The sequence below is a fragment of the Xanthomonas sp. NCPPB 4037 genome, assembly GCF_041475695.2.
In the GTDB taxonomy this organism is placed as follows: domain Bacteria; phylum Pseudomonadota; class Gammaproteobacteria; order Xanthomonadales; family Xanthomonadaceae; genus Xanthomonas; species Xanthomonas campestris.
Genome location: NZ_CM191261.1, coordinates 4,616,264 through 4,638,562, shown reverse-complemented (window position 1 = coordinate 4,638,562; position 22,299 = coordinate 4,616,264). Strand labels below are relative to the sequence as shown.

Below are 22,299 nucleotides of genomic sequence, written 5' to 3'. Positions count from 1 at the left end.
CTTTGCCATGCATCTGCGCAGGCACCTTCCTGCCGCATCGCACGGTGCAAGTCTCTCAGGGCAATGCTGCAACAAAGCGGTGCAACGCCTCGGCCACCTGGTCGGCGTGGCCCAGGAACGGTGCATGTCCGCCGCCGTCGATGGTCAGTGCCTGTGCATGTGGCGCGCGCGCAGCCGCGGCATGCATGCCGGCAGCCGGCACCAGACGGTCGCGTTGCCCGGCGATCCACAGGCTGGGCCGCGCAAGCGCTGCCAGCGCGCGGCGCAGGTCGGTGCGTTCCAGCAGGCCCAGGCCATCCTGCAGCGCGCTGGCTGCCGGTTCGCCGCGCGCAGTGAGCGTCTCGCGCAGGCTGCGCAATTCGCTGCGCGCATGCGCCGAGCCCAGCGTGTCCAGGGCGAGAAACCGGTCGAGCGTGCCGCGGTAATCGCGCGCAAGATCCTGGCCGAATTGCACGAAGACCTCGCGTTCCACCGCATCGGGCCAGTCATTGCCACGCACGAAGCGTGGCGTGGCGGCGATCATCGCCAGCGCGCGGACCTGCGGTTGGGTGGCCGCCGCATGCAGTGCGAACAGGCCGCCCAACGACCAGCCCACCCAGACCGCCGGCGGCGTGGCCGCGGCAATTGCGGCCACCACGTGCGGCAAGGCCAGCGGCGTAGTGTCGTCGTGGCTGAAGCCATGCCCGGGCAGGTCCACCAGATGCAGTTGGTAGTGCGGTGCCAGGCGCTCCACCAAGGGCGCGAACACACCGCCATGCAGTGCCCAGCCGTGCAGAAGAACCAGTGCCGGCCCGTGGCCGATGACGTCGATATGCATGCGCGTAGTGTCGCCGATCACGCGTGCTTGGTCAGGTAGCTGCTGCCTCGGCGCGCAACGCGGCCACGCGTGGGCCAAGCCAACGCCACTGCGCACGTGCGTAGCCGCGCCAGCACCAGCGATCGGGCCAGCGCCAAGCACGCGCACGGTGTGCGGCGATGGCCGCGCTCAACCACGCCGGATCGAAGCCGTCCCACACGCCGGCCACGCTGTACACATTGCTGCGCAGCACCGGATGCACGTCGTGCAGCAACATCGTGCGCAGCTGTTCCAGCGAAAACGGCGACTCCGCCAGGCAGCGCACGATGCCCGCGTGCATGTCATCGACTGCGGTATCCAGATACAGCTCGGCCATTGCCTCCCACACACGGCGTTGCGCCGGCGTCGGGGCGTGCATGCTCAGGCCAGCGCGCGCTGCGGCTGGCGGCTGACCACATCGCGCGCCTGCACGATGGCATCGACCAGGGTCTGCACCTGTTGCGGCGTGTGCAACGCCGACAACGTCACCCGCAGCCGCGCTTTGCCTTCGGGCACGGTGGGCGGGCGGATTGCACCGACCATGAAGCCGGCTTGCTCCAGCGCCGCCGACATCGCCATCACGGTGGCCTCTTCGCCACACAGCAATGGCTGGATCGGGGTGTCCGAGGCCATCAGTTCGAACCCGTGCCGGCGAGCACCATCGCGGAATGTGCCGATCAGTTCGGTCAGCCGCGTGCGGCGCCAATCGTCGCGACGCGCCAGGCGCACGGCGGCCAGGGTGGCGGCCACCTGCGCGGGCGGCAGCGCGGTGGTGTAGATGTACGGGCGCGCGGTTTCGGCCAGATGGCGGATCAGCGCTTCTTCGCCCACCACCACCGCGCCATAGCCGCCCAGGGCCTTGCCCAGGGTGACCAATTGCAGCGGCACTTCGGCCACGCCGAGCCCGGCATCGGCCACGCAACCGCGGCCCTGCGGCCCCAGCACGCCCACGCCGTGCGCATCGTCGACATAGAACAAGGCCTCCTGCATGCGCGCGACCAGGCTCAGCGCACGCAGTGGCGCAACGTCGCCATCCATGCTGAAAACACCGTCGCTGGCGAGCATTGCCGCGCCCTCCGGCGCGCCCTTGAGCTGGCGCATCGCGCCTTCCACATCCAGGTGCGGGTAGCGGCGCAACCGGCAGCCGGCCAGGCGCGTAGCATCCAGCAGGCTGGCGTGATTGAGCCGGTCCTGCACGCAGATATCGTCTTCTTCGCTGAGCAGCGCCTGCTGCACGGCCAGGTTGGCGATGAAGCCACTGCCGAACAGCAGCGCCGACGGATAGCCCAGCCATTCGGCGATGTCGCGCTCCAGCGTTTCGTGCGCGGTGTGATGGCCGCAGATCAGATGCGAAGCAGTCGCCCCGGCACCATCGCGCGCGGCGGCATCCTGCAGTGCGGCCACCACTTCGAACTGTTGCGACAGCCCCAGGTAATCGTTGGAACAGAAACCGGTCAGCCAGCGCCCATCGATTTCCAGGCGCACGCCGTCGCGGCGGCCCACCTGCCGCCGCACCCGCACCCGCTCCTGGGCCACGCGCAATTTGCGCAGCGACGAAATCCGTTCGTGCAGATCGGGGCGAGCCATGGTGTTCGTCGACAGCGGAAGAGGGCCGCTAGCGTAGCGTGCCGGGCCCAGCGCGCCCAGCCGGCACCGACGGCCGGTGCTAGCTGGGCGCTGATGCGGTCAGGCCGCGTGCTCGCAGGCGGCGCCGCAGGTGATGTCCGCATGCACGGTGCCGGGGTGGTCGTGCTCGGCGGCGTCGACGGTGATCTGCATCGGGCGCAAGCCCAGCCGCTGGAACAACGCCTGGTCGCGCTCGGTATCGGGGTTGCCGGTGGTGAGCAGCTTTTCGCCGTAGAAGATCGAGTTGGCACCGGCCAGGAAGCACAGCGCCTGCAGTTCGTCGCTCATCGCCTCGCGGCCGGCGGACAGGCGCACCATCGACTTGGGCATGGCGATGCGCGCCACCGCGATCATGCGCACGAACTCGAATGCATCCAGTGGCTCGGTGCCGTGCAACGGAGTGCCGGGAACCTGCACCAGCTGGTTGATCGGCACCGAGTCCGGGTGCGCGGGCAACGTGGCCAGCGCATGCAACAGGCCGACGCGGTGCTCGCGGGTTTCGCCCATGCCGACGATGCCGCCGCAGCAGGTCTTCAAGCCCACATCGCGCACGTGCTCCAGGGTGTTCAGGCGGTCCTGGTACTGGCGGGTGTGGATGATCGAATCGTAGTAATCCGGCGCGGTGTCCAGATTGTGGTTGTAGTAGTCCAGCCCGGCGTCCTTGAGCGCGCGCGCCTGGCCGGCGTCGAGCATGCCCAGGGTGGCGCAGGTTTCCAGGCCCATCGCCTTGACCTCGCGGATCATCGCGGCCACCTTGGGGATGTCGCGGTCCTTGGGCGAGCGCCACGCCGCACCCATGCAGAAGCGCGAGGCGCCGGCCGCCTTGGCCTGGCGGGCCTTGGCCACCACGTCTTCGGTATCCATCAGTTTTTGCGCGCTCACCCCGGTGTCGTAGCGCTGCGCCTGCGGGCAGTAGGCGCAGTCTTCCGGGCAGCCGCCGGTCTTGACCGACAGCAGCGTGGAGACCTGCACCTCGGCTGGGTCGAAGTGGGCACGGTGCACGCTGGCGGCGCGATGCAGCAGCTCGGGAAACGGCAGCGCGAACAGCGCATGCAGTTCTTTGCGATCCCAGTCATGGCAGACGACAACGGACATCGGGGTTTCCTGACAGTCAGCGGCTTGGAAGCCAGGCAGTCTGGTGAGCATGGACGAGGCTGTCAACTTCACGTATCCGCATTCGGTTTACAGGTGGCCACAACGGCTGCTGCGGTTGCTGCTGCCGTCGCTGTGCCTGGTGTGCGCGGAGTCGGGCACCGACGATTGCGACCTGTGCCCATCCTGCCGGGCGGCGCTGCCTGACCACGGCACTGCCTGCGTATGCTGCGCCACGCCGTTGTTTGCCGCTGCCGGGCTGCCACTGTGCGGCCAGTGCCTGCAGCACCCGCCGCCGCTGCAGCGCGCATATGCCTGCTTCACCTATCGCTGGCCGGTCGACGGGCTGCTGCGACGCTTCAAGTTCCATCAGGATCTGGCGGCCGGACGGGTGCTGAGCGAGTTGATGGCCGCGCGCTGTGCCGCCTTGCCGCGGCCACAGGCACTGGTGCCGGTGAGCCTGCACCGGCAGCGGCTACGCCAGCGCGGGTACGACCAGGCGCTGGAGTTGGCCCGGCCGCTGGGCCGCGCACTGCAGCTGCCCTGCCTGCCGCTGTTGCGCCGCGTACGCGCCACCGCGCCACAGTCCGAACTGGATGCCGACGAGCGCCAGCGCAATCTGCGCGATGCGTTTCTGGCGCGTGGGCCGCTGCCCATCCATGTGGCGCTGGTGGACGACGTCATGACCACGGGCGCCACCTTGCATGCAGCCGCACAGGCGTTGCGGCGCGCCGGTGTGCAGCGCGTGGACGCCTGGGTCTGCGCGCGGGTGCCGTGAGGGGTGGTGGCTCGCGCCTTGTAGCGTTGCGTCATGAGACTTGGTCAGCAAGGTTGTCGGCACGGGTCATCCAGTTGCGCTGCTATCGGTGTAATGACAACAACGTGCCGAGGCGACAGCGCGCCCGGGGATTGGCGCAGCGCGGCACATGGATGTGTCGCGGCTTGGTCAGACAGAGGATGTCTGACCAAGCCGAATAGCCGATTTCCGGGCGCGCTGTCGCATCCCGCCGAAGCCGGCGCCTGACGGGTGGAGCCATGCCGTAACCAAAGCACCTTTCGCGCTCCGGCCTGCGTTTGCCGCGCGGACGCTCCAAGGCGCGCACCAGTGGCGCGCAACCACTGTCTTCGCGCCCCGGGCGTAACGCGCGACGCGATTGCCGCATCTGCCCGCTAGCGCAATGCCAGCGCCGCGGCGATGCCGACGAAGATCGCCAGGCCTACCCAGTTGTTATGCAGGAAGGCGCGGAAGCAGGGACCGCGTTCGCGGTGGCGGGCGATGTGGAATTCGTAGGCCACCAGCAGCGCTGCGACGCCCAGCCCAGCCCAGTAAGCGATGCTGAGGCCGGCGCGCAAGCCCACCAGCACCAGGGACCCGAACATCAGCGCGTAGAGCATGCCTTGCGCGATCAGGTCGTAACGGCCGAACAGGATCGCGGTGGACTTGCTGCCCATGCGGAGGTCGTCCTCGCGGTCGACCATGGCATACCAGGTGTCGTAGGCCGTGGCCCAGAGGATATTGGCGGCGTATAGCAGCCAGGCCAGCAGCGGCACGCTGCCCTGCACGGCGGCGAAGGCCATCGGGATGCCCCAGCCGAACGCCATGCCCAGGTACACCTGCGGCAGATGGGTGTGGCGCTTCAGATAGGGGTAGCTGGCCGCCAGAAACAGGCCGGGCACGCTCAGCGCTACGGTCAGCCAGTTGAGGCTGAGCACCAGCGCGAAGGCGACCAGCATCAGCACTACGAACACCCACAGCGCCTCGCGGCCGGAGACCGCGCCGGTGGCGAGCGGACGCGACTTGGTGCGCTCCACGTGCGGATCCAGCCAGCGGTCGGCGTAGTCGTTGATCACGCAGCCGGCCGAACGGGTCAGCCAGACGCCAGCGGTGAACACGAACAAGGTCCACAACGGTGGCAGGCCTCCGGCCGCCAGCCACAGCGCCCACCAAGTAGGCCAGAGCAGCAGCAGGCTGCCGATCGGGCGGTCACCACGAACCAACTTCCAATACTGTCCCAGGCGCTCTGGCCACGTCAGCGCAGGCGCCGTGGGCACGTTCTCGAAACCTTGCTTGCTCATGCTGCAAAGGGTAGCAGCGCCGCTCGGCCGCGGTCATGCGCTTGACGGTAGGGACGTCGCTGTTGGCTGTGGTTGGGCGCGCTTTTGAGGTGGGTTTTCAGGTGCGCGGCGCTGCAGTGCTGGAGGGATCGCCCCATCTTTGCGACCGCGCGGATAGACGAGGATGCGCGTTCGGCTGGTATGCGCGGAGGGATGCGCGCCGGGAAGCAGGCCACGGCCCAGGGGATCACGCGCATGGCGCCGGTTCTGGCATAATGCGCGGCCAGGCGCTCGTAGCTCAGCCGGATAGAGTAGTGGCTTCCGAAGCCATTGGTCGGGGGTTCGAATCCCTCCGGGCGCACCAGATATGAGTCGGCCCGTTTGTGATGGCACTGCCATTGCAAACGGGCCGATCGCGTTTTCAGGGGATGCGCGGCCACGCGATGTGCGGGGCCATGGCTGCCACAGGGCGGGCGTGCCCGCCCTGTGGGGCCTTATAAGGGGTCTGGCGCCGGAGCGGTCGCCTTGGCCTGCTGCTTGCCACGCGCGCTTTCGATGGCGCTGCGCAGCTTGCGGGCCGCGCCGGTGACCGCAGACGCGGTGGTTTCGGCGCTGTTGCTGGCGGCGATGGGCGGCAGGCCGGCGACATGCGCCTCGATGCTGCAGGTCCGATCCGCCGCACCGCCACGCTGACCGTTCTCGTCGCGCAAATGCACTTCCACGCGGGTGATGTCGTGGGCAAAGTGCGCCAACTGCGCGGCACAGGTCTTCTCGACGTGCTGCACAACGGAGGGGTCATGCGGCACGTGGTTGTCGGTCTGGATCTGGATCTGCATAGGAGTCTCCTTCGCGGTCATCCGCTGCGTCTGCCGCAGCGGTGATTCGATTCTGCGACAGCCAACTGTTGGCACGAGGTGACAGCCCGGCGCCGACGTTCATGCGCTGGTTGGCTGGCGTCGCAGAGCCATGTGGTTGGGGACTGGATGCCCAGGCGCGCCAGGGCGTGCTGACTGGCGAGGATGCGTGTGTCGGCGACTCGCCTGTCGTCCCTAGCTGCTCGCCATTGCGCGCACCCCACATTCGCCTACGTGAGCCTGTCTGGCTTCGATCACATGCTCAACTCGAACGTGGACTGTCTTCGGCTCACGTGGCTCATCGCCCTGGACACGGTCTCGACATGCACACCGCTCGCTGGGCTATCCGACCCGGTCGGTCCGCTGGCCAATGGGCCCACTACGTGCACTGCGGCTCCCAATGGTTTCCGCTGGTGGGCGCACTCATCGCTGAATCGGCGCGGCCGGCGTGAGCCGAATGGCCGGAACCGCTCCGGGCGGTGGCTTAAGATTGCGGGCTCGGCGCACCGTCCGCGCCTGCCCGATACCTGCCCGTGTCTGAATTTCGATTGGTTCCAACTGCCCATCGCGGCGTCGTGCGGCGTCTGCTGTTGCTGGTGGCCCTGTGGATGGTTTGCATGGGTGCTGCGGTGGCGCAGGACGAGGACACGCTGCAGGAAAATGCGCAGGCCCAACTCGACAGCATGCAGAAGGTTCTCAAGCAGGCCGAAGCGGGGCTGGACAAGGCCGATAAGGATCAGCTCGGCAAGCTGACCGATGAGGTCACCGGCGCGCAGCGGCAGGCGCAGGATCTGGTGCGCACGTTGGATCCGCCGCTGAAGGAACTCAACGTGCGGCTGGAGGCGCTTGGCGTCAAGCAAGAAGGCGAGCCAAGAGACCTGACCAAGCAACGTGAGTCGTTGACCAAAGAACGCGATGGGTTGGATGCCGAATCCAAGCGCGCCATGCTGTTGGTCTCCGATGCCAAGGACCTGGCCGATCGGCTCGAACGCGAACGCGTGCAACGCTTCAGCGTGCAGCTCTCAACGCGCGTCGCCTCGCCGTTGTCGCCGACATTCTGGAACCAGATTGTGCAGCAGTGGCCTGACGATCGCGCGCGCCTGCAGGCGTTGTCGGCCAGGACGGTGCAGATGGTGCAGGCCGGAACCGCCGCCAATGGCGTCGGCGGGCTGATCACCGGTGTGGTGATCGCGTTGTTGCTGGCGCTGCCGCTGCGCATCTTTCTGCGCCATCTGGGCCGGCGCTATGCCGCCTCGCGCGCGCCGGGTGGGCGCCTGCGACGCTCGGGGCTGGCGTTGTGGTTCCTGCTGATCGGCACGCTGACGCTTGGAGTCGCGGCGTTCGTGCTGGTCGAAAGTATCCGCTCGCTCGGCCAGGTGGCAGAGGATCTGGACCAGTTGCTGACCGGCTTTGTCGCGGTCAGTCTGGTGGCCGCCTTCGTGGGTTCGCTCAGTGCCAGCCTGCTGATGAAGCACCAACCCAGCTGGCGGTTGTTCCCGCTGGATGACGCCACCGTCGATCGGCTGCGCGTGCATTGCCTGGCCACCGCGGCGGTGATCTGGTGCAGCGGCATGGCGTCCAAGATCAACGAAGCGGCGGGTAGCAGCCCGGCGTTGAATACAGCCACCGATGCGGTGGCGGCATTGCTGTATGCGGGGTTGATTTTGTCGGCGCTGGCGGGCCTGAGTCTGTCGTTGCGCGCGCACGCGGCCAATGCGGGCGTGGTCGATCCCGACAGCGACGCGCCACCACCGGTGGTCTCGCGCGGCGGCGGCTTCATCGTGCTGATCCGCCTGCTCGGGCATCTGGCGGTGATCTTTGCGCTGATCGCCGCCTTGTTCGGCTATCTCAATCTGGCGTTGTTCGTGGAGCGGCAGATCATCTGGATCACCCTGGTCTGCAGCCTGCTCGGCTTGCTGGTGGTGTTCGCCGACGATCTGATGACCTGGCTGTTCAAGCCCGATGGCCGTTTCAGCCGCGCGCTCGCGCACGCGCTCAGCATCGGCAGTGGACGCCTGGTGCAGCTTGGATTGCTGATCTCGGCGGCGGCCCGCGTGGTGCTGGTGCTGTTGGGCATCGCGTTGCTGCTGACGCCGTATGGCGCAAATCTCAGCGTGGTGGCCGACTGGGCGGAGAACATCACCCACGGCATCAACATCGGCAAAGAGCTGGTGATCACCCCCGGCGATGTGTTCCGGGCGCTGTGCGTGTTCCTGCTGGGCATGGGGGTGGTGCATGTGGTGCAGCAGTGGTTGCTCAACACCTATCTGCCCAAGACCGAACTCGATGCCGGCGCACGTAATTCCATCAGCACGGTGGCGCGCTATCTGGGCTGGTTGATCGTGGTGGTGTGGGGCCTGACTGCGCTGGGCCTGGACCTGAAGCGGTTGGCGCTGGTGCTGAGCGCGTTGTCGGTGGGTATCGGGTTTGGTTTACAGGCGATCACGCAGAACTTTGTGTCGGGCCTGATCCTGCTGGCCGAGCGGCCGGTGAAGATTGGCGATTGGGTGCGCATTGGCGACCAGGAAGGCGATGTGCGCAAGATCAGCGTGCGCGCCACCGAGATCCAGGTCGGCGACCGCTCCACGCTGATCGTGCCCAACTCGGAATTGATCACCAAGAGCGTGCGCAACATGACCTTGTCCAATCCGTTGGGCCGGGTGCAGTTGCAGTTCTCGGTGCCGCTGGAAACCGATGTGGCCAAGGTGCGCGACATGCTGCTGGAGTTGTTTGCCGAGCACACCAAGGTGCTGGCCGAGCCTGCGCCGGTGGTGTTCATCGACTCGCTGGCCGGCGGCCATGTCAACTTCAATTCGTTTGCCTATGTGCGCAGCCCGCGCGATTCGTACGGCGTGCGCAGCGAACTGTTCTTTGCGTTGCTGCAGCGCATGGACACTGCCGGTATTGCGCTGCAATCGCCGCAGGAAATCCGCTTCAGCCGTGCGGGTGCAGCGGTGGCGCGCGAGGCGGGCGATGCCACGCCTGCTTCGGAAGGCTGAGCTGGCGTGAGCGTGTGGTGCGCTGGTAATGCGCCAGCGCGGTGGATGGCGCGGGGAATGCACCGGCTGCGGCGCGTCATCTGCATGTTCCAGGCCGGGTGGGCGGCAGGTGCGGTTGCCTCGGCGCTTACGATGCATCTAACGTGACGACGAGCGCCGCGCGAGTCGTTACCTATCCGGTCACGCCGCGTGTCGCTCACCGTCTCTCCGTTCCGTCGAGGAGCCGGAATAACGAATCGCCGCTGGCTTCACACATAGGACGACCGGGATTTGAAGCGCCGCGCGTTTAGGCGCGGTCGACTGCCTGGATCAACCGTCTGATCTGCTGAGTGCGCGGTGCCCTCACCGCTTCCGGGACACGCCGTGAATCCGTCCATGGACGCTCCTTAGCGGCATCCATGCCAAGGGTCGCTCAAACGGTGAGGACACCGCGCCGGAGAGTTGGTCGGTGGTCACCTGAAAAGCGGCGGTCGCAACATGCATCCGAAGTTGAACCGGCCAACCACTATCGAACAGAGTGCATCAAACACTGCTTGTGCCATGCACACCGATCATCCCCACTGTTCCTTGCCCGCCCACCGGCGCGGGACACGCCGTGAATCCGTCCATGGAGGCTCTTGTGCGGCATCCATGCCGCATAAGGTCCCGCGCCGGTGGGCGGGCGAGGGCCCTGCAGCCAGGCCGCAGAACACATGCTTGGCTTTGGTGTCCGCTCCGGCTCCGGCGTTGCCTCATCCACACCGCCTTTTTCAAACCAGAACGACTGGCTTTAGCTGCTGGCGTTCAATGCGCAGTGAAGCCGACAGCATCGCCAACTCCGATGCCGCACACGCCACGCCAGCTTGGTCGAGCGCGCAACGGGCATGCCACTTCAAGATCTTGCCGCGAATGCATCCATGGAAACCCAGGTGCCGGCGCTGGTGTCGCCTCAATGCCCCGCACGCCGTGAGGACACCGCCTCGGAACCTGCAGGCCTGCGTGCTACATGCCGCAGCAAGCAACAGCAACGCCCGCTAGCCGTGCAGAGACCCGATCAGGAGCGATCCGCAACCGCGGTGTCCTTGACCAATGCCAGGTCGTCCACGCTCACCTCTTCGGTGTAGTCCAGCCAGGCGCGGATCTCCAGATCCTCGACTGCATGCTCCAGGCCCACCGGCATGCGGATGCGACCGGAGGCGTCGGGCACCACCCATTGCTGGGCCAGCACTACCTTGCGTTCGGACGACACGGCTTCGACCCAGAACGCGCGGGTTGGGCGGCGCTTGGCGTAGAGCTCGAGCATGTAGCGCCCGGCCTCGGTCTTGCGCGCGGCCTGGGTGAGCATGATCGGCTGACGCACGCGCGGGCGCGGCGCTTGCGGGGTGACATCCAGCGGCGCATCCACGGCGATGCCGCGGGTGAGGTCGGAGTCGCGGTACAGCTTCATGTACTGATTGCGATCCACCACCAGCGCACACCAGTCGCCATCAGCCGAACCGTCTTCGAAGGCGGTGCAGCGGTCCACATAGGCCAGCGTGCCGTCGCTGTGGGTGCGGTCGAACTGGCGCGAGGTGTTTTCCAGATACACCGTCTTGAGGTTGGTGTCGTCGTCGTATTCCAGCAGCACCGGCGGGCGCACCTGCTGCACGCCTACCACTACATCGCCATTGCCGTTGACACGCAACATGCGCGTGCTGCGCCCGGTCCACAACGTGCGTGCATAAGCCAGATAACGCGGGTAGTCCTTGCCGCTGTCACGGCTGGCGGCAACGCTGGCACTTGGCGGGGTGTCATTGGCCAGCAGCGAGCGGCCGAAGCCCAGCGTGCGCATGCCTGGTTCCAGCAATTGCAGCAGCGTGGCGCCCGAATCCAGGGTGCTGCCGGCGCGCGTGACCACCTGTTGCGGCGGAATGTCCTTGCCGAGGAACAGCAGCAGGTTTTCGCGTTTTTGCTTGGCCAGCACGTCGCTGAGATCGTTGGGCATGGCCAGGTGATCGGAGGCGATCACGATGATGGTGTTGCGGCCATAGCGGCTGTTGCGGATGCGCGTGACCAGCTCGCCAATCAGCCGGTCGCTGCACTTGATGGCATGCAGTAGCCCGATGTCACCCAGCGGGCTCTCGTAGCGCTGGTTCTTGCACGCCAGCGGCAGGTGGCCGGCAGGGTGATGGGTGTCCATGGTCAAGGTGGTGAGCATGAACGGCTGGCCGGCGCGCGAGAGCGTCTGGAAGCTCTCCCAGGCATCGTCGAGCAAGACATCGTCGTGCACGCCCCATGCGGAGAAATGCTTCGGTGCCACGCCCTTGTCGTGGAAGTAATTCACGTCGTGCACCACGTCGAAGCCGTGGCTGGCCAGAAAGCTGCCCTTGCCGGCGAAGCTGGCATCGGCGCCGCCCACGTAGTGATTGCGGTAGCCCTGGTCCTTGAGATAGTCGCCCAGGCAACGCGCCTCGGGCAGGAACAGGCCCATGCGCCCCATGCTGTTCTCATCACCTGGGGCAGTGGTCAGCGGCACGCCGCACATTGAGGCGACCATGCCGGCAATGGTCCAGCCGCTGCCTTCGGTGGAGGTGAGGTTGCGCACGTCCACTGCTTCGGTGGCGAGCTGGCGCAGGTTGGGCATCAAGCCGGGAAACGTCGCCTCATCGAAGTAGGTGCGCTCCAGGCTTTCGCCATAGATCCAGACGATATTCTTGCGCTTTTGCAGCGGCTGCTGCGGCACCTGGTATTCCGGCACCACGGTGGCGTAATCGACCGGGCGCAACTGGTAGTACAGCCGCTTGCCATCGCGATACAGCGGGCTGACTGCCACGCTGACCAATAGCATCACCACGAACGCACCGAACACCGCACCGCCGCCACGCGGGCGCCGGAAACGGTGCACCCGCAACAGCACCAGTGGGCTGAGCGAGAGCAGCACCATGCCGATAAACACGGCGATATAGCCGGAAAAATCGCTGACGCCGGCGCCGTCCATGTCGGCGCGCAGGTGGTAGAGCGTTGCGGCATTGATGCCGTCGCCACTGAGCCGATCAACCAGGCCCCATGCGCTGAGCAACAGCAACAACAACGACAGCAGCCCAGCTTTCAGCCACGCCAGACGCGGCGACGCCACCAGCAACCAGAGCAACAGCAACAACGACAGCGCCAAAATCCAATGCATGTGCAGCGTCCGTGGGGGAAAGAGGCGAGCACGCACCGCACGCTTTGCTCGCCGTGTCCTTGGGTTTCACGCGAAATGTGACACCGGGATGACGGACTATGCCGCGACAAAGCTGACTGAAATGTTTGTTGAGGACCCTGATGTAGTGCTGCGGCCACTGTGCGCGCTGCTTTGCCAGGTGGGCTGCTTTCTCGCCGAAGCGCGTGTGGACGCGGGGGCGCCCTGCGCACGCTGCGCTATGCGGGCGTATTGGCGCGGTTCTGCCCGCTCTAAAAACGCGTGGGGAGCTAATCGTTGTCTGGAGAAAGACTGGTTGCGGCGCGGCGAGGATTGCTGTGGGACATCGAGCACTAGGCAGCAAGTGCGCCTGGTGTTCGTGGCACCGCTGTCCCGGGGGGCATCTTCGAATACTCGCGCGGCTGCGCGTGTGTTCGGTGCGTTGGCCAAGGTCAATCCAGGCGCGTGCGGTTGAAAGCACGCGTTCATTGCGCTGTGGCGCGATAGCGAGAAATCATCGACGGCGCCGATCAACCGATCAACCGATCAACCGATCAACCGATCAACTTGCAATCAGGCTGGCACCGGCGCTTGTCGCCAACCAGATGCACCATGGCCGCTTCATGCTCTTCAATGATGTCGCAAGCGAGATCCATGCAGGCAACCACGACGCCGGCGTGCAGACACCTTTGACTTCAACGCCACCGCCACCCCGCCCGCATGCGCCATCGAACGCCTAACGAAGAACACGCGCACAAGCAGCAGGCACCAACGATCCCGCCTTACCGGTGCCCACGTTCCTCACGTGCGCGCACGCGGCGGTCGAAGACCAGCGCACTGAGCACGATACCCAGGCCCAGGAACACGCCGAGCAGGAACAGCACCATCGCGATCGCCGGGTAGCCCCACAGCTTGAGGCCGGTCTCGATCCGCATCATCTGCGAAGAAGCCATGATCAGCGCGGCGGTGACGATGCCGGCGGCGACACGGTTGGCGATCTTCTGCAGGCTTTCCATCAGGTGCGACTCTTCCAGCCCGGTCACCCGCATCTGCATGCGGTTTTCGGCCACCAGCGAGAGGATGTCGGACATGCGGCGCGGGCCTTCGCGCAGCAGGTGCTGCAATTCCATGGCTTCGCTGGCCAGGTTGGCCGCCGACATCGACTTCTTCAGGCGCGCGCGCATCACGTGCTGCAGGTGGCGCTCGACGATGCGGCGGGTGTCCAGTGCCGGCGACAGCGCGCGGCACACGCCTTCCAGGTTCAGCAGGGTCTTGCCGAGCAGGCTCAGCTCCGGCGGGGTGCGCAGGCCGGTGGCGGTGGCAATGCGCACCAGGTCCAGCACCACGCGGCCCTCGGAGGTGGCGTCGTGGGCGGCGTAGCGGGCAATCATCTGCCCGGTTTCGCGCAGGTAGCGCTCCTCGTCGTAGTCCTCCAGGCGCGTGCTGAGTGCGATGGTTTCCTCGGCGACTTCTTCGCCACGGCCGTCCACGGCGGCAAACAGCAATTTGAGCAGGCGCTCGCGCAGGCGCGGTGGCACGTGCGCCACCATGCCCAGGTCGAAGATGGCCAGGCGGCCGTCGGGCATCACGCGCAGGTTGCCCGGGTGCGGGTCGGCATGGATTTCGCCATGCACGAACATCTGGTCCAGGTAGCCCTTGACCAGGGCCGCAGCCAGCTCGTCCATCGGCTGCTCGGTGCGGCGAAGGCCGGAGATCTTGTCCACGCGCACGCCTTCGGCCAGCTGCATGGTCAGCACCTTGCGGCTGCTGAGGTCCCACACCGGTTGCGGCACCCACAGCAAGGGGAACGGCTTGAGGTGTTCGCCAAAACGCACCAGGGTCTCGGCCTCGGCTTCGTAGTTGAGTTCGGCGCGCAGGGTCTTGCCGAATTCGCCCAGCCAGTCGGCAAAGCGCACCCGCCGGCCGATGCCGGTGAGGCGGTCGGCGGCGTTGGCGAAGCTCTTGAGCACGTCCAGGTCCGAGCGCACCTGCGCGGCGACCTCGGGCTTTTGCACCTTGATCGCCACCGGCGTGCCGTCACGCAGGGCGGCGCGATGCACCTGCGCCAGCGAGGCGCAGCCCAGCGGCACCGGGTCGAAATGCGAGAACGCCTTGTTGACCGCCACGCCGAGCTCTTCTTCGATGATCTGGCGGATGCGCTCCACCGGCACCGAGCTGGTGTTCTCCTGCATGCGCTCCAGCGCGGTGGCGAACTCCGGCGGCACGATGTCCGGGCGGGTGGAGAGCATCTGGCCGAGTTTGACGAAGGTGGGGCCCAGCGCTTCCAGGTCGGCGACGAACTGGTCCGGCGTGCCTTCTGCGGGCACTTCGTATTCATTGACCGCCGCCGGGTCCAGGCTCATGCCGGCAAACACGCCCGACCCGCGGTACCGCAGCAACAGGCGCAGGATCTGCGTCCGTCGGCTCATGCCGCCGACCACGGCGTTGTCGGCCGGGTGCGTGGCCTGAGCCGGTGTGCGGTGCGGGTCGTTGGGGCTCAAGGCCATCTCCGGGTGGTGTTGAGCGCCCGAGTGTGGCCAGCGCCGGGTCGTCGCGTGGTGAATCCGCGCCCGGGCCTGCGAACGGGGTGGGCGTGCCGCTGCTGCCGGCGGCGCGCGCTGCCAGTGCCCCGCGGTGTCTCGCCAGCACCCTGGTGCAGCCGTCACCCCATCGGCGCGCAGGATCGGCGAGAATTCACGCCCACCCAAGAAGGACCTCCGCATGGCCGGTGCCAGCCTGTTTACCCTGCTCGACGACATCGCCACGCTGCTGGACGACGTGTCCATCCTCACCAAGGTGGCGGCCAAGAAGACGGCCGGCGTGCTGGGCGACGATCTGGCGCTCAACGCGCAGCAGGTCACCGGCGTCACCGCCGACCGCGAGCTACCGGTGGTGTGGGCGGTGGCCAAGGGCTCGCTGGTGAACAAGGTGATCCTGGTCCCGGCGGCGCTGGCGATCAGCGCGCTGGAGGCCTGGCTGCGCGGGCGCGGCTACAACGTGCCGCTGGTGATGCCGCTGATGATGATCGGCGGCGCCTACCTGTGTTTCGAAGGCGTGGAGAAGCTGGCGCACAAGTTCCTGCATAGCGAAGAAGAAGACGCGCAGCGGCATGCCGAGCGCACCCGGGTGCTGGCCGACGAGGCGGTGGACGTGGTGGCGCTGGAAAAGGACAAGGTCAAGGGCGCGATCCGCACCGACTTCATCCTGTCGGCCGAAATCATCGTGCTGTCGCTGGGCGTGGTGGCGGGCGTGTCGTTCGGCCAGCAGGTGGCCGTGCTGGTGGCGATTGCGCTGGCGATGACCATCGGCGTCTACGGCCTGGTGGCCGGCATCGTGAAGCTCGACGACCTGGGGCTGTACCTTAGCAAGAATGGCGCGGCGCTGGCGGCCCTGGGCCGCGGCATCCTGGTGGCGGCGCCGTGGCTGATGAAGTTCCTGTCGGTGGCCGGCACGCTGGCGATGTTCCTGGTCGGCGGCGGCATCCTGGTGCACAACATCCCGGTGCTGCACCACCTGGTGATGGACCTGGCCAAGGCCTCCGGCAGCCTGGGCTGGCTGGTGGAGGCGCTGGGCAACATGCTGGTGGGCGTGGTGGCCGGTGCGGTGGTGCTGGCGGCGGTGACCGGGTTTCAGAAGCTGCGCGGCAACAAGGCTGCGCACTAAGCGAGCCGCGCCCTAAGCGACTGGGCGGCGTGCTGGCTATTGCCGGCACGCTGAGGCTGAGAACCCCGCGGCTCTGGACCGGGCTGCAGTGGAAACTAGCTACGGCAGCGCTCAGTCGGCGCTGATCACCCGGTTCTTGCCGGCCGCCTTGGCGTCGTACATGGCGCGGTCGGCGCGGCGGATCACCTCGTCCTGGGCTTCGTCGGTGCGGCGCATGGCCACGCCGCCGCTGAAGCTGACGAACACGCGCACGTCCTCGTGCAGCAGCGAGCGCTGTGCGAGCGCGCGCTGCAGGCGGATCACCGCGGCGCTGGCCTCGAAGATGGTCGAGTCCGGCAACAGCAACACGAATTCCTCGCCACCGAAGCGCGCAATCGCATCGGTGGTGCGCAGCACTGACTTGGCCACGTCCACGGTGTGGCGCAACGCGGCGTCGCCGCCGGCATGCCCATGGGTCTCGTTGAGGCGGCGGAAATCGTCCAGGTCCAGCATCGCCACGCACAGCGGTTGCCCGCTGCGCTGGGTGCGGGTGGCCTCGCGCTCGAACAGTTCTTCGAAGCCGCGCCGGTTGAGCGCGCCGGTGAGCTGGTCTTCGCGCACCAGCCCGGCCACGTCCTTGAGCTCCTGCTCCAGCGAGGCGATGCGGTGCTCGGCTTCTTCCACCTGGCGGCGCGCGGACAGCAGTTCGTCGCGGGCGGCCAGCGCCTGCGCCTGCACGCCGGCGGTGTCCTGCAACAGGTCCTGCAGCAAACGGTTGAGGTCGGGAATGCTGCGAGCGTCGCCGATCGCCTGCGAATAGCCGGCAACGCGGTCGTGGTATTCGCCGGTGCTGGTGGCCATGCCGTCGAGCCGGTCGACGAAGGACACCATCATCTCGCGCATGGCGGTCTTGGAGTCGGCAATGCCCTGCTTGAGCAGGCCTTGCTTGTAGATCACCTCGCGCAGGGTGCCGCGCGCCTGTTCGATCGAACCCACGTCCATCGGCCCGGCGATCAACTGCCGCACCACCGAGATCTGGCCCTGCAGCCAACTGCGATCGTCCAGGAGTTCGCCGACGTTCTCCAACAATAGGTCGAATAACCCCAGCAACAGGTTCTGTTGCTCGCTGGCATCTTCGGCGCGCAAGCCGATCTGGTGGCTGAGCTCGCGTAGCCGCTGTTCCAGCGTGATCAGTTCGTGGCCGGGTCGCCAGTGGCGCAGTGCCGAGGCCAGCGTTTGCGCTTCTTCGGCCAACTCCGGGCTGCGTTGCAGCAGCGTGGCCAATGCATTGCCCAACGCGTGCCGCAGCAGGTCGCGCAGCTGTTCGGCTTCGGTACGGCCTTCGGCCAGCGAATCGCCGGTGTCGATGGTGCGGATGTATTTGTCGATCAGCTGGCGCAGGGCGCGGCCATACCCGGGCCAGTCGCCGGCGGCATACGCCGTACTCAGGCGTACGCCCATGTCGCCGAGCTCACCATGCAGGCTGGCAATGCCTTCGGCAAAGGCCAGCAGCAAGGCTTCCGGGTGCGCGGCATGCGAAAACAGGCGGATCAGCAATGCAGTGGCAGCGGCAGGGTCATGCGCGCCCGACTTGGCCTTGGCCGGCACCAGCTGATGCGCAGCCAATCCAGCGCCGTCGCGCTCGCCCAGCACGCTGGGCAAGGTAGCCGGGCGCGCGGTGCCGGCACCGCCCCATGGCAGCAGACGGCGCAGCCCGCCACGTGGGCGGTTGGGGTGTTCGGGCTGTTCTGCCATGCGCCAGGTCTCGAGGGTGAAGTACCAACGCCACGTTATCGGCGTTGGTGCAGGCCCCTTGAGCACGCGCGTGCGCGGTTTGCAGACGCGACCGCAGCAACGCCGACGGCCGTCACACGCAAGGGCGGATCGAGCGCATCTGAACCAGTTACGCAGATGACGACAGCCACGGCCGCGGCTCCCGATTTCGGTGCAACGCAACCACCGCGCACCTATGTGGGGATGTCATCGCACTGCAATCTCACGCTTATGCCGAACGACGCAGTAGAACCACTGCAAGGGAATGTGTGCTGTCTTGGAAAAGTCAGCACGTGTTCACGCATCTTTTATTTAGACGGGGTGTAGATTCACTGACAAGGACGACGTGGAGTACGCGCGTTGGCCCCGCTCCTCTCTTCGTTGCAAGTCGTCTGGCCACGCAGGCAGGCGATGGTTTTTGCTTCCCTGTTTTTCCGTCTCCACCCACTTTACGACGGACGTTTAGATGGTTGCCATGATGCCGCTTCACGCCACTACCGCACGCCTAGAGCGCAGCACGATGATCCCGACTTCGCTCAAGAAGAGCGTGCGGCCGCGTGATGCGCGCGGCCGTTTCATCCGTCACCACGAGCGTCTGCCGGTTGCACTGGCCGATACGCGCGGTGCCTTGTTCGTGGTATCGGAGATGGCGGACTTCATCAAGGCCGGCGGCCTGGGTGATGTGGCGGCGGCACTGCCGCGCGCATTGCGCCATCGCTACGACGTGCGCGTGTTGATCCCCGGCTACCGCGCCGTGCTGGCGCGCGCGGGGAAGGTGGAGATCGTGGGCCGTGTGCTGGCGCATGCCGCGCTGCCGGCCTGCGACATCGGCCGCATCGTGCAATCGGACGGCCTGCCGATCTACATCCTGCTGTCCAAGGAACTGTTCGAACGCGATGGCTCGCCGTATGTGAGCACCAGCGGTTCGGAGTTCGAAGACAACGCAATCCGCTTTGCCACCTTGTCGCACGCCGCCGCGCAGATCGCCGCCGGCCGTGCCGGGCTGGGCTGGCGGCCGCGCCTGCTGCACCTCAACGACTGGCCGTGTGCGCTGGCTGCCGCCTACGTGCGCTGGTCCGGCGGCACCACCCCGTGCCTGCTGACCATCCATAACCTGGCCTACCAGGGCCTGGTGCCGTATTCGATGGCCGCCGCACTGGGCATCCCGGCCGAGCGCGTCTCGGAGCTGGAGTTCTACGGGCAAATGTCATTCCTGCGCGGCGGCATCGTGCATGCCGACCACGTCAACACCGTGAGCGTCAGCTACGCACAGCAGATCACCGGCCCGGCGCAGGGCTGCGGGCTGGATCGCCTGCTGGCCGGCCGCGCCGCCAAGGGCGCGCTGAGCGGCATCGTCAACGGCATCGACGCCAGCTGGGACCCGCGCACCGACGAATACCTGGACAGCCATTTCAGCGTGAACCACTGGCAGGGCCGCCAGGCCAACGCCGCGCAGGTGCGCAAGGCCTTCGGTCTGCGCGAGAGCACCGGCCCGCTGTTCGCGGTGGTGTCGCGCCTGGTGCACCAGAAGGGGCTGGACCTGATCTGCGAGGTCGCCCCGCAGATCGTGGCCGCCGGCGGCCAGATCGCGGTGATCGGCGGCGGCGAGCCGGAGATCGAGCAACAGGTGGCCGAGCTGACCCGGCGTTATCCCGGCCAGGTCGGTGCGTTCATCGGTTTCGAGGAAGGCCTGGCGCGGCGCATGTTCGCCGGCGCCGACTTCCTGCTGATGCCCTCGCGCTTCGAGCCGTGCGGCCTGAGCCAGATGTACGCGCAGCGCTTTGGCTGCCTGCCGATCGCGCATGCCACTGGTGGGCTGATCGACACCGTGGACGATGGCGTTACCGGCTTCCTGTTCCAGCAGGCCAGCGCCGAAGCGCTGCGGCGCTGCCTGGAGCGTGCCTTCCGCACCTTCCGCCTGCCCAGCCTGCTGTCGGCGATGCGCCGCGCCGCGATGCTGCGGCCCAGCGGGTGGGATGTGGCGGGCAAGAAATACATCTCGCTATACGAGCGCACCGCTGCAACCGCACCCGCTGTTGCGACGGTGTCATGAGCGAACGGTTGGGCGTGCACGGCCGGGACGCGGAGCAGGACATGGCGGAAGGCGGCGGAGGAAGCGCCGTAGCGCTGCAGGACCTGCAGGCGATCGCCGCCGGGCTCCCCGGCGACGCCTTTGCGGTGTTGGGGCCGCACGTGCAGGCCAATGGCCGCTTACGTGTGCGGGTCCTGGCTCCGGGCGCCGAGGCCTTGGGGCTGATCGATGGCCGCGGCAAATTGCTGGCCCGCATGCAGGCAAGCCCGATCGACGATGTGTTCGAAGGCGAACTGGCGGCAGAGACTCCGTACCGCCTGCGCATCGTCTGGCCGGACGTGGTGCAGGAGATCGAAGACCCGTACGCGTTTGCGCCGCAGATCGATGAATCGGCGCTGCTGCAGATTGCCGCCGGCGACGGCCAGGCGCTGCGCGCCAACCTGGGCGCGCGGCATGTGCAGGTTGGCGAGGTGCCCGCGGTGCGCTTCGCAGTGTGGGCGCCGCATGCCCAGCGCGTGGCAGTGGTGGGCGACTTCAACGGCTGGGAGCCGCGCCGCCACCCGATGCGCCAGCGCAGCGGCGGCATCTGGGAGCTGGTGCTGCCACGCGTGGAGACCGGCGCGCGCTACAAGTACGCCATCACCACCGCCGATGGCCGGGTCTTGCTCAAGGCCGACCCGGTGGCCCGCCAGAGCGAGTTGCCACCGGCCACCGCCTCGGTGGTGGCCAGTGCCGATGCGTTTGCCTGGACCGATGCCGAGTGGATGGCACGCCGCAGCGCCGCTGCCGAGCCGGCGCCGCTGTCGATCTATGAAGTTCACGCTGCCTCCTGGCGCCGCGACGGCCACGACCAGCCGCTGGACTGGGTGTCGCTGGCGGCGCAGTTGATCCCGTACGTGCAGGAGCTGGGCTTCACCCATATCGAACTGCTGCCGATCACCGAGCACCCGTTCGGCGGCTCGTGGGGCTATCAGCCGCTGGGCTTGTACGCGCCCACTGCACGGCACGGCAGCCCGGACGGGTTTGCCCAGTTCGTCGATGCGTGTCACCGCGCCGGCATCGGCGTGATCCTGGACTGGGTCAGCGCGCACTTCCCCGATGATGCGCATGGGCTGAGTCAGTTCGACGGCAGTGCCACCTACGAGCACGCCGACCCGCGCGAGGGCATGCATCGCGACTGGAATACGTTGATCTACAACTATGGCCGGCCCGAGGTCACCGCGTATCTGCTCGGCAGTGCGATGGAATGGATTGCGCATTACCACCTCGATGGCCTGCGCGTGGATGCGGTGGCCTCGATGCTCTACCGCGACTACGGCCGTGCCGAGGGCGAGTGGGTGCCCAACGCCCACGGCGGGCGCGAGAACCTGGAGGCGGTGGCGTTCCTGCGCCAGCTCACCAGCGAGATCGCCAGCCAGTTCCCTGGCGTGCTGACCATCGCCGAGGAATCCACGGCCTGGCCGGGCGTGACCGCGCCGATCAGCGAAGGCGGGCTGGGCTTTACGCATAAGTGGAACATGGGCTGGATGCACGACACGCTGCACTACATGCAGCGCGACCCAGCCGCGCGCGCCCAGCACCATAGCCAGCTGACCTTCGGGCTGGTGTATGCGTTCTCCGAAAGGTTCGTGCTGCCGCTGTCGCATGACGAAGTGGTGCACGGCACCGGCGGCCTGCTTGGCCAGATGCCCGGCGACGACTGGCGCCGCTTTGCCAACCTGCGCGCCTACCTGGCGTTGATGTGGGCGCACCCGGGCGACAAGTTGCTGTTCATGGGCGCCGAATTCGGCCAGTGGGCGGACTGGAATCACGACCGCTCGCTGGACTGGCACCTGCTCGATCATGCGCCGCATCGCGGCATGCAACAGCTGGTGCGCGATCTCAATCGCGCCTTGCGCCGCGTGCCTGCGTTGTACCGCGGCAACCACCGTGCCGATGGCTTCGAGTGGAGCGTGGCCGACGATGCGCGCAACAGCGTGCTGGCCTTCATTCGCCACGACCCCGACGGCGGCGCGCCGCTGCTGGTGGTGAGCAACCTCACCCCGCAGCCGCATCACGACTACCGCGTCGGCGTGCCGCGTGCCGGCGGCTGGCGCGAAATCCTCAATACCGACAGTGCCCATTACGGCGGCAGCAATCTCGGCAATGGTGGTCGTCTACTGACCGAGCCCACCGGGATGCATGGCCACGCGCAAAGCCTGCGCCTGACGCTGCCGCCGCTGGCCACGATCTACCTGCAAGCGGAGAAATGA

The 22,299-nt window shown here is 67.1% G+C and carries 14 protein-coding genes and 1 tRNA gene; 6 read left to right on the top strand and 9 right to left on the bottom strand.

The window, feature by feature from the left end; translation table 11 throughout:
• Positions 1 to 55: 55 nt before the first annotated feature.
• The 4 genes from bioH to bioB all read right to left on the bottom strand — a co-directional run bounded on the left by bioH (position 56) and on the right by bioB (position 3,556).
• Positions 56 to 817 carry a pimeloyl-ACP methyl ester esterase BioH gene (gene bioH / locus ACCQ01_RS20350; RefSeq protein WP_228418769.1) on the bottom strand — a complete coding sequence of 254 codons (762 nt, stop codon included), beginning with the start codon at positions 815 to 817 and terminating at the stop codon, positions 56 to 58.
• Positions 818 to 848: 31 nt separating this feature from the next.
• Positions 849 to 1,214, bottom strand: a complete 366-nt coding sequence (locus ACCQ01_RS20345; RefSeq protein ID WP_228433083.1) for a DUF7079 family protein — start codon at positions 1,212 to 1,214, stop codon at positions 849 to 851.
• Positions 1,215 to 1,216: 2 nt separating this feature from the next.
• Positions 1,217 to 2,422, bottom strand: a complete 1,206-nt coding sequence (gene bioF / locus ACCQ01_RS20340) for an 8-amino-7-oxononanoate synthase (RefSeq protein ID WP_228433084.1) — start codon at positions 2,420 to 2,422, stop codon at positions 1,217 to 1,219.
• 99 nt (positions 2,423 to 2,521) lie between these two features.
• Positions 2,522 to 3,556 (bottom strand): biotin synthase BioB, encoded by a 1,035-nt coding sequence (gene bioB, locus ACCQ01_RS20335; protein ID WP_228433085.1) that lies wholly within the window; start codon positions 3,554 to 3,556, stop codon positions 2,522 to 2,524.
• Positions 3,557 to 3,605: 49 nt separating this feature from the next.
• Here bioB and ACCQ01_RS20330 point away from each other — a divergent pair, with 49 nt between their 5' ends.
• Positions 3,606 to 4,331, top strand: coding sequence for a ComF family protein (locus tag ACCQ01_RS20330; protein WP_228424947.1), 726 nt, complete (start codon positions 3,606 to 3,608; stop codon positions 4,329 to 4,331).
• 392 nt (positions 4,332 to 4,723) lie between these two features.
• On the opposite strand, the gene ubiA is transcribed toward ACCQ01_RS20330, so the two are convergent.
• The gene (gene ubiA / locus ACCQ01_RS20325; RefSeq protein ID WP_228433086.1) at positions 4,724 to 5,629 is read right to left on the bottom strand and encodes a 4-hydroxybenzoate octaprenyltransferase; all 906 of its coding nucleotides are present in this window, start codon (positions 5,627 to 5,629) and stop codon (positions 4,724 to 4,726) included.
• A 266-nt stretch (positions 5,630 to 5,895) separates the two neighbouring features.
• Between ubiA and ACCQ01_RS20320 the strand changes: the two genes are divergently transcribed.
• A tRNA-Arg gene (locus tag ACCQ01_RS20320) sits at positions 5,896 to 5,972 on the top strand.
• Between the two features lie 130 nt (positions 5,973 to 6,102).
• Here ACCQ01_RS20320 and ACCQ01_RS20315 read toward each other — a convergent pair.
• Positions 6,103 to 6,444, bottom strand: a complete 342-nt coding sequence (locus tag ACCQ01_RS20315; RefSeq protein WP_040940458.1) for an HPF/RaiA family ribosome-associated protein — start codon at positions 6,442 to 6,444, stop codon at positions 6,103 to 6,105.
• Between the two features lie 593 nt (positions 6,445 to 7,037).
• Here ACCQ01_RS20315 and ACCQ01_RS20310 point away from each other — a divergent pair.
• Positions 7,038 to 9,461: a DUF3772 domain-containing protein gene (locus ACCQ01_RS20310; protein ID WP_323370332.1), complete on the top strand. Its 2,424-nt coding sequence runs from the start codon at positions 7,038 to 7,040 to the stop codon at positions 9,459 to 9,461.
• Positions 9,462 to 10,494: 1,033 nt separating this feature from the next.
• Here the strand turns inward: ACCQ01_RS20310 and ACCQ01_RS20305 are convergent.
• Together ACCQ01_RS20305 and ACCQ01_RS20300 are read right to left on the bottom strand one after the other, a co-directional pair.
• Positions 10,495 to 12,603: a phosphoglycerol transferase I gene (locus ACCQ01_RS20305; protein WP_228433087.1), complete on the bottom strand. Its 2,109-nt coding sequence runs from the start codon at positions 12,601 to 12,603 to the stop codon at positions 10,495 to 10,497.
• Positions 12,604 to 13,382: 779 nt separating this feature from the next.
• The gene (locus tag ACCQ01_RS20300) at positions 13,383 to 15,107 is read right to left on the bottom strand and encodes an ABC1 kinase family protein (RefSeq protein ID WP_011035657.1); all 1,725 of its coding nucleotides are present in this window, start codon (positions 15,105 to 15,107) and stop codon (positions 13,383 to 13,385) included.
• A gap of 214 nt (positions 15,108 to 15,321) precedes the next feature.
• On the opposite strand from ACCQ01_RS20300, the gene ACCQ01_RS20295 reads away from it, so the two are divergent.
• The gene (locus ACCQ01_RS20295; RefSeq protein WP_228433088.1) at positions 15,322 to 16,263 is read left to right on the top strand and encodes a DUF808 domain-containing protein; all 942 of its coding nucleotides are present in this window, start codon (positions 15,322 to 15,324) and stop codon (positions 16,261 to 16,263) included.
• A 111-nt stretch (positions 16,264 to 16,374) separates the two neighbouring features.
• Here the strand turns inward: ACCQ01_RS20295 and ACCQ01_RS20290 are convergent, their stop codons facing one another.
• Complete coding sequence (locus ACCQ01_RS20290) at positions 16,375 to 17,997, bottom strand: GGDEF domain-containing protein (protein WP_115541196.1); 1,623 nt, start codon at positions 17,995 to 17,997, stop codon at positions 16,375 to 16,377.
• Between the two features lie 484 nt (positions 17,998 to 18,481).
• On the opposite strand from ACCQ01_RS20290, the gene glgA reads away from it, so the two are divergent.
• Together glgA and ACCQ01_RS20280 are read left to right on the top strand one after the other, a co-directional pair.
• Positions 18,482 to 20,068: a glycogen synthase GlgA gene (gene glgA, locus ACCQ01_RS20285; RefSeq protein ID WP_012437158.1), complete on the top strand. Its 1,587-nt coding sequence runs from the start codon at positions 18,482 to 18,484 to the stop codon at positions 20,066 to 20,068.
• Entirely contained in the window at positions 20,065 to 22,299 is a 2,235-nt protein-coding gene (locus ACCQ01_RS20280; protein ID WP_228433089.1) for a 1,4-alpha-glucan branching enzyme, read from the top strand. The genes glgA and ACCQ01_RS20280 overlap by 4 nt, the downstream gene beginning before the upstream one ends.

What these genes read in the sequence shown, in the direction of transcription:
- bioH (WP_228418769.1), bottom strand. Translation starts at nt 817, where the DNA reads ATGCATATCGACGTCATCGGCCACGGGCCGGCACTGGTTCTTCTGCAC.
- ACCQ01_RS20345 (WP_228433083.1), bottom strand. Translation starts at nt 1,214, where the DNA reads ATGCACGCCCCGACGCCGGCGCAACGCCGTGTGTGGGAGGCAATGGCC.
- bioF (WP_228433084.1), bottom strand. Translation starts at nt 2,422, where the DNA reads ATGGCTCGCCCCGATCTGCACGAACGGATTTCGTCGCTGCGCAAATTG.
- bioB (WP_228433085.1), bottom strand. Translation starts at nt 3,556, where the DNA reads ATGTCCGTTGTCGTCTGCCATGACTGGGATCGCAAAGAACTGCATGCG.
- ACCQ01_RS20330 (WP_228424947.1), top strand. Translation starts at nt 3,606, where the DNA reads ATGGACGAGGCTGTCAACTTCACGTATCCGCATTCGGTTTACAGGTGG.
- ubiA (WP_228433086.1), bottom strand. Translation starts at nt 5,629, where the DNA reads ATGAGCAAGCAAGGTTTCGAGAACGTGCCCACGGCGCCTGCGCTGACG.
- ACCQ01_RS20315 (WP_040940458.1), bottom strand. Translation starts at nt 6,444, where the DNA reads ATGCAGATCCAGATCCAGACCGACAACCACGTGCCGCATGACCCCTCC.
- ACCQ01_RS20305 (WP_228433087.1), bottom strand. Translation starts at nt 12,603, where the DNA reads ATGCATTGGATTTTGGCGCTGTCGTTGTTGCTGTTGCTCTGGTTGCTG.
- ACCQ01_RS20300 (WP_011035657.1), bottom strand. Translation starts at nt 15,107, where the DNA reads ATGGCCTTGAGCCCCAACGACCCGCACCGCACACCGGCTCAGGCCACG.
- ACCQ01_RS20295 (WP_228433088.1), top strand. Translation starts at nt 15,322, where the DNA reads ATGGCCGGTGCCAGCCTGTTTACCCTGCTCGACGACATCGCCACGCTG.
- ACCQ01_RS20290 (WP_115541196.1), bottom strand. Translation starts at nt 17,997, where the DNA reads ATGGCAGAACAGCCCGAACACCCCAACCGCCCACGTGGCGGGCTGCGC.
- glgA (WP_012437158.1), top strand. Translation starts at nt 18,482, where the DNA reads ATGGTTGCCATGATGCCGCTTCACGCCACTACCGCACGCCTAGAGCGC.
- ACCQ01_RS20280 (WP_228433089.1), top strand. Translation starts at nt 20,065, where the DNA reads ATGAGCGAACGGTTGGGCGTGCACGGCCGGGACGCGGAGCAGGACATG.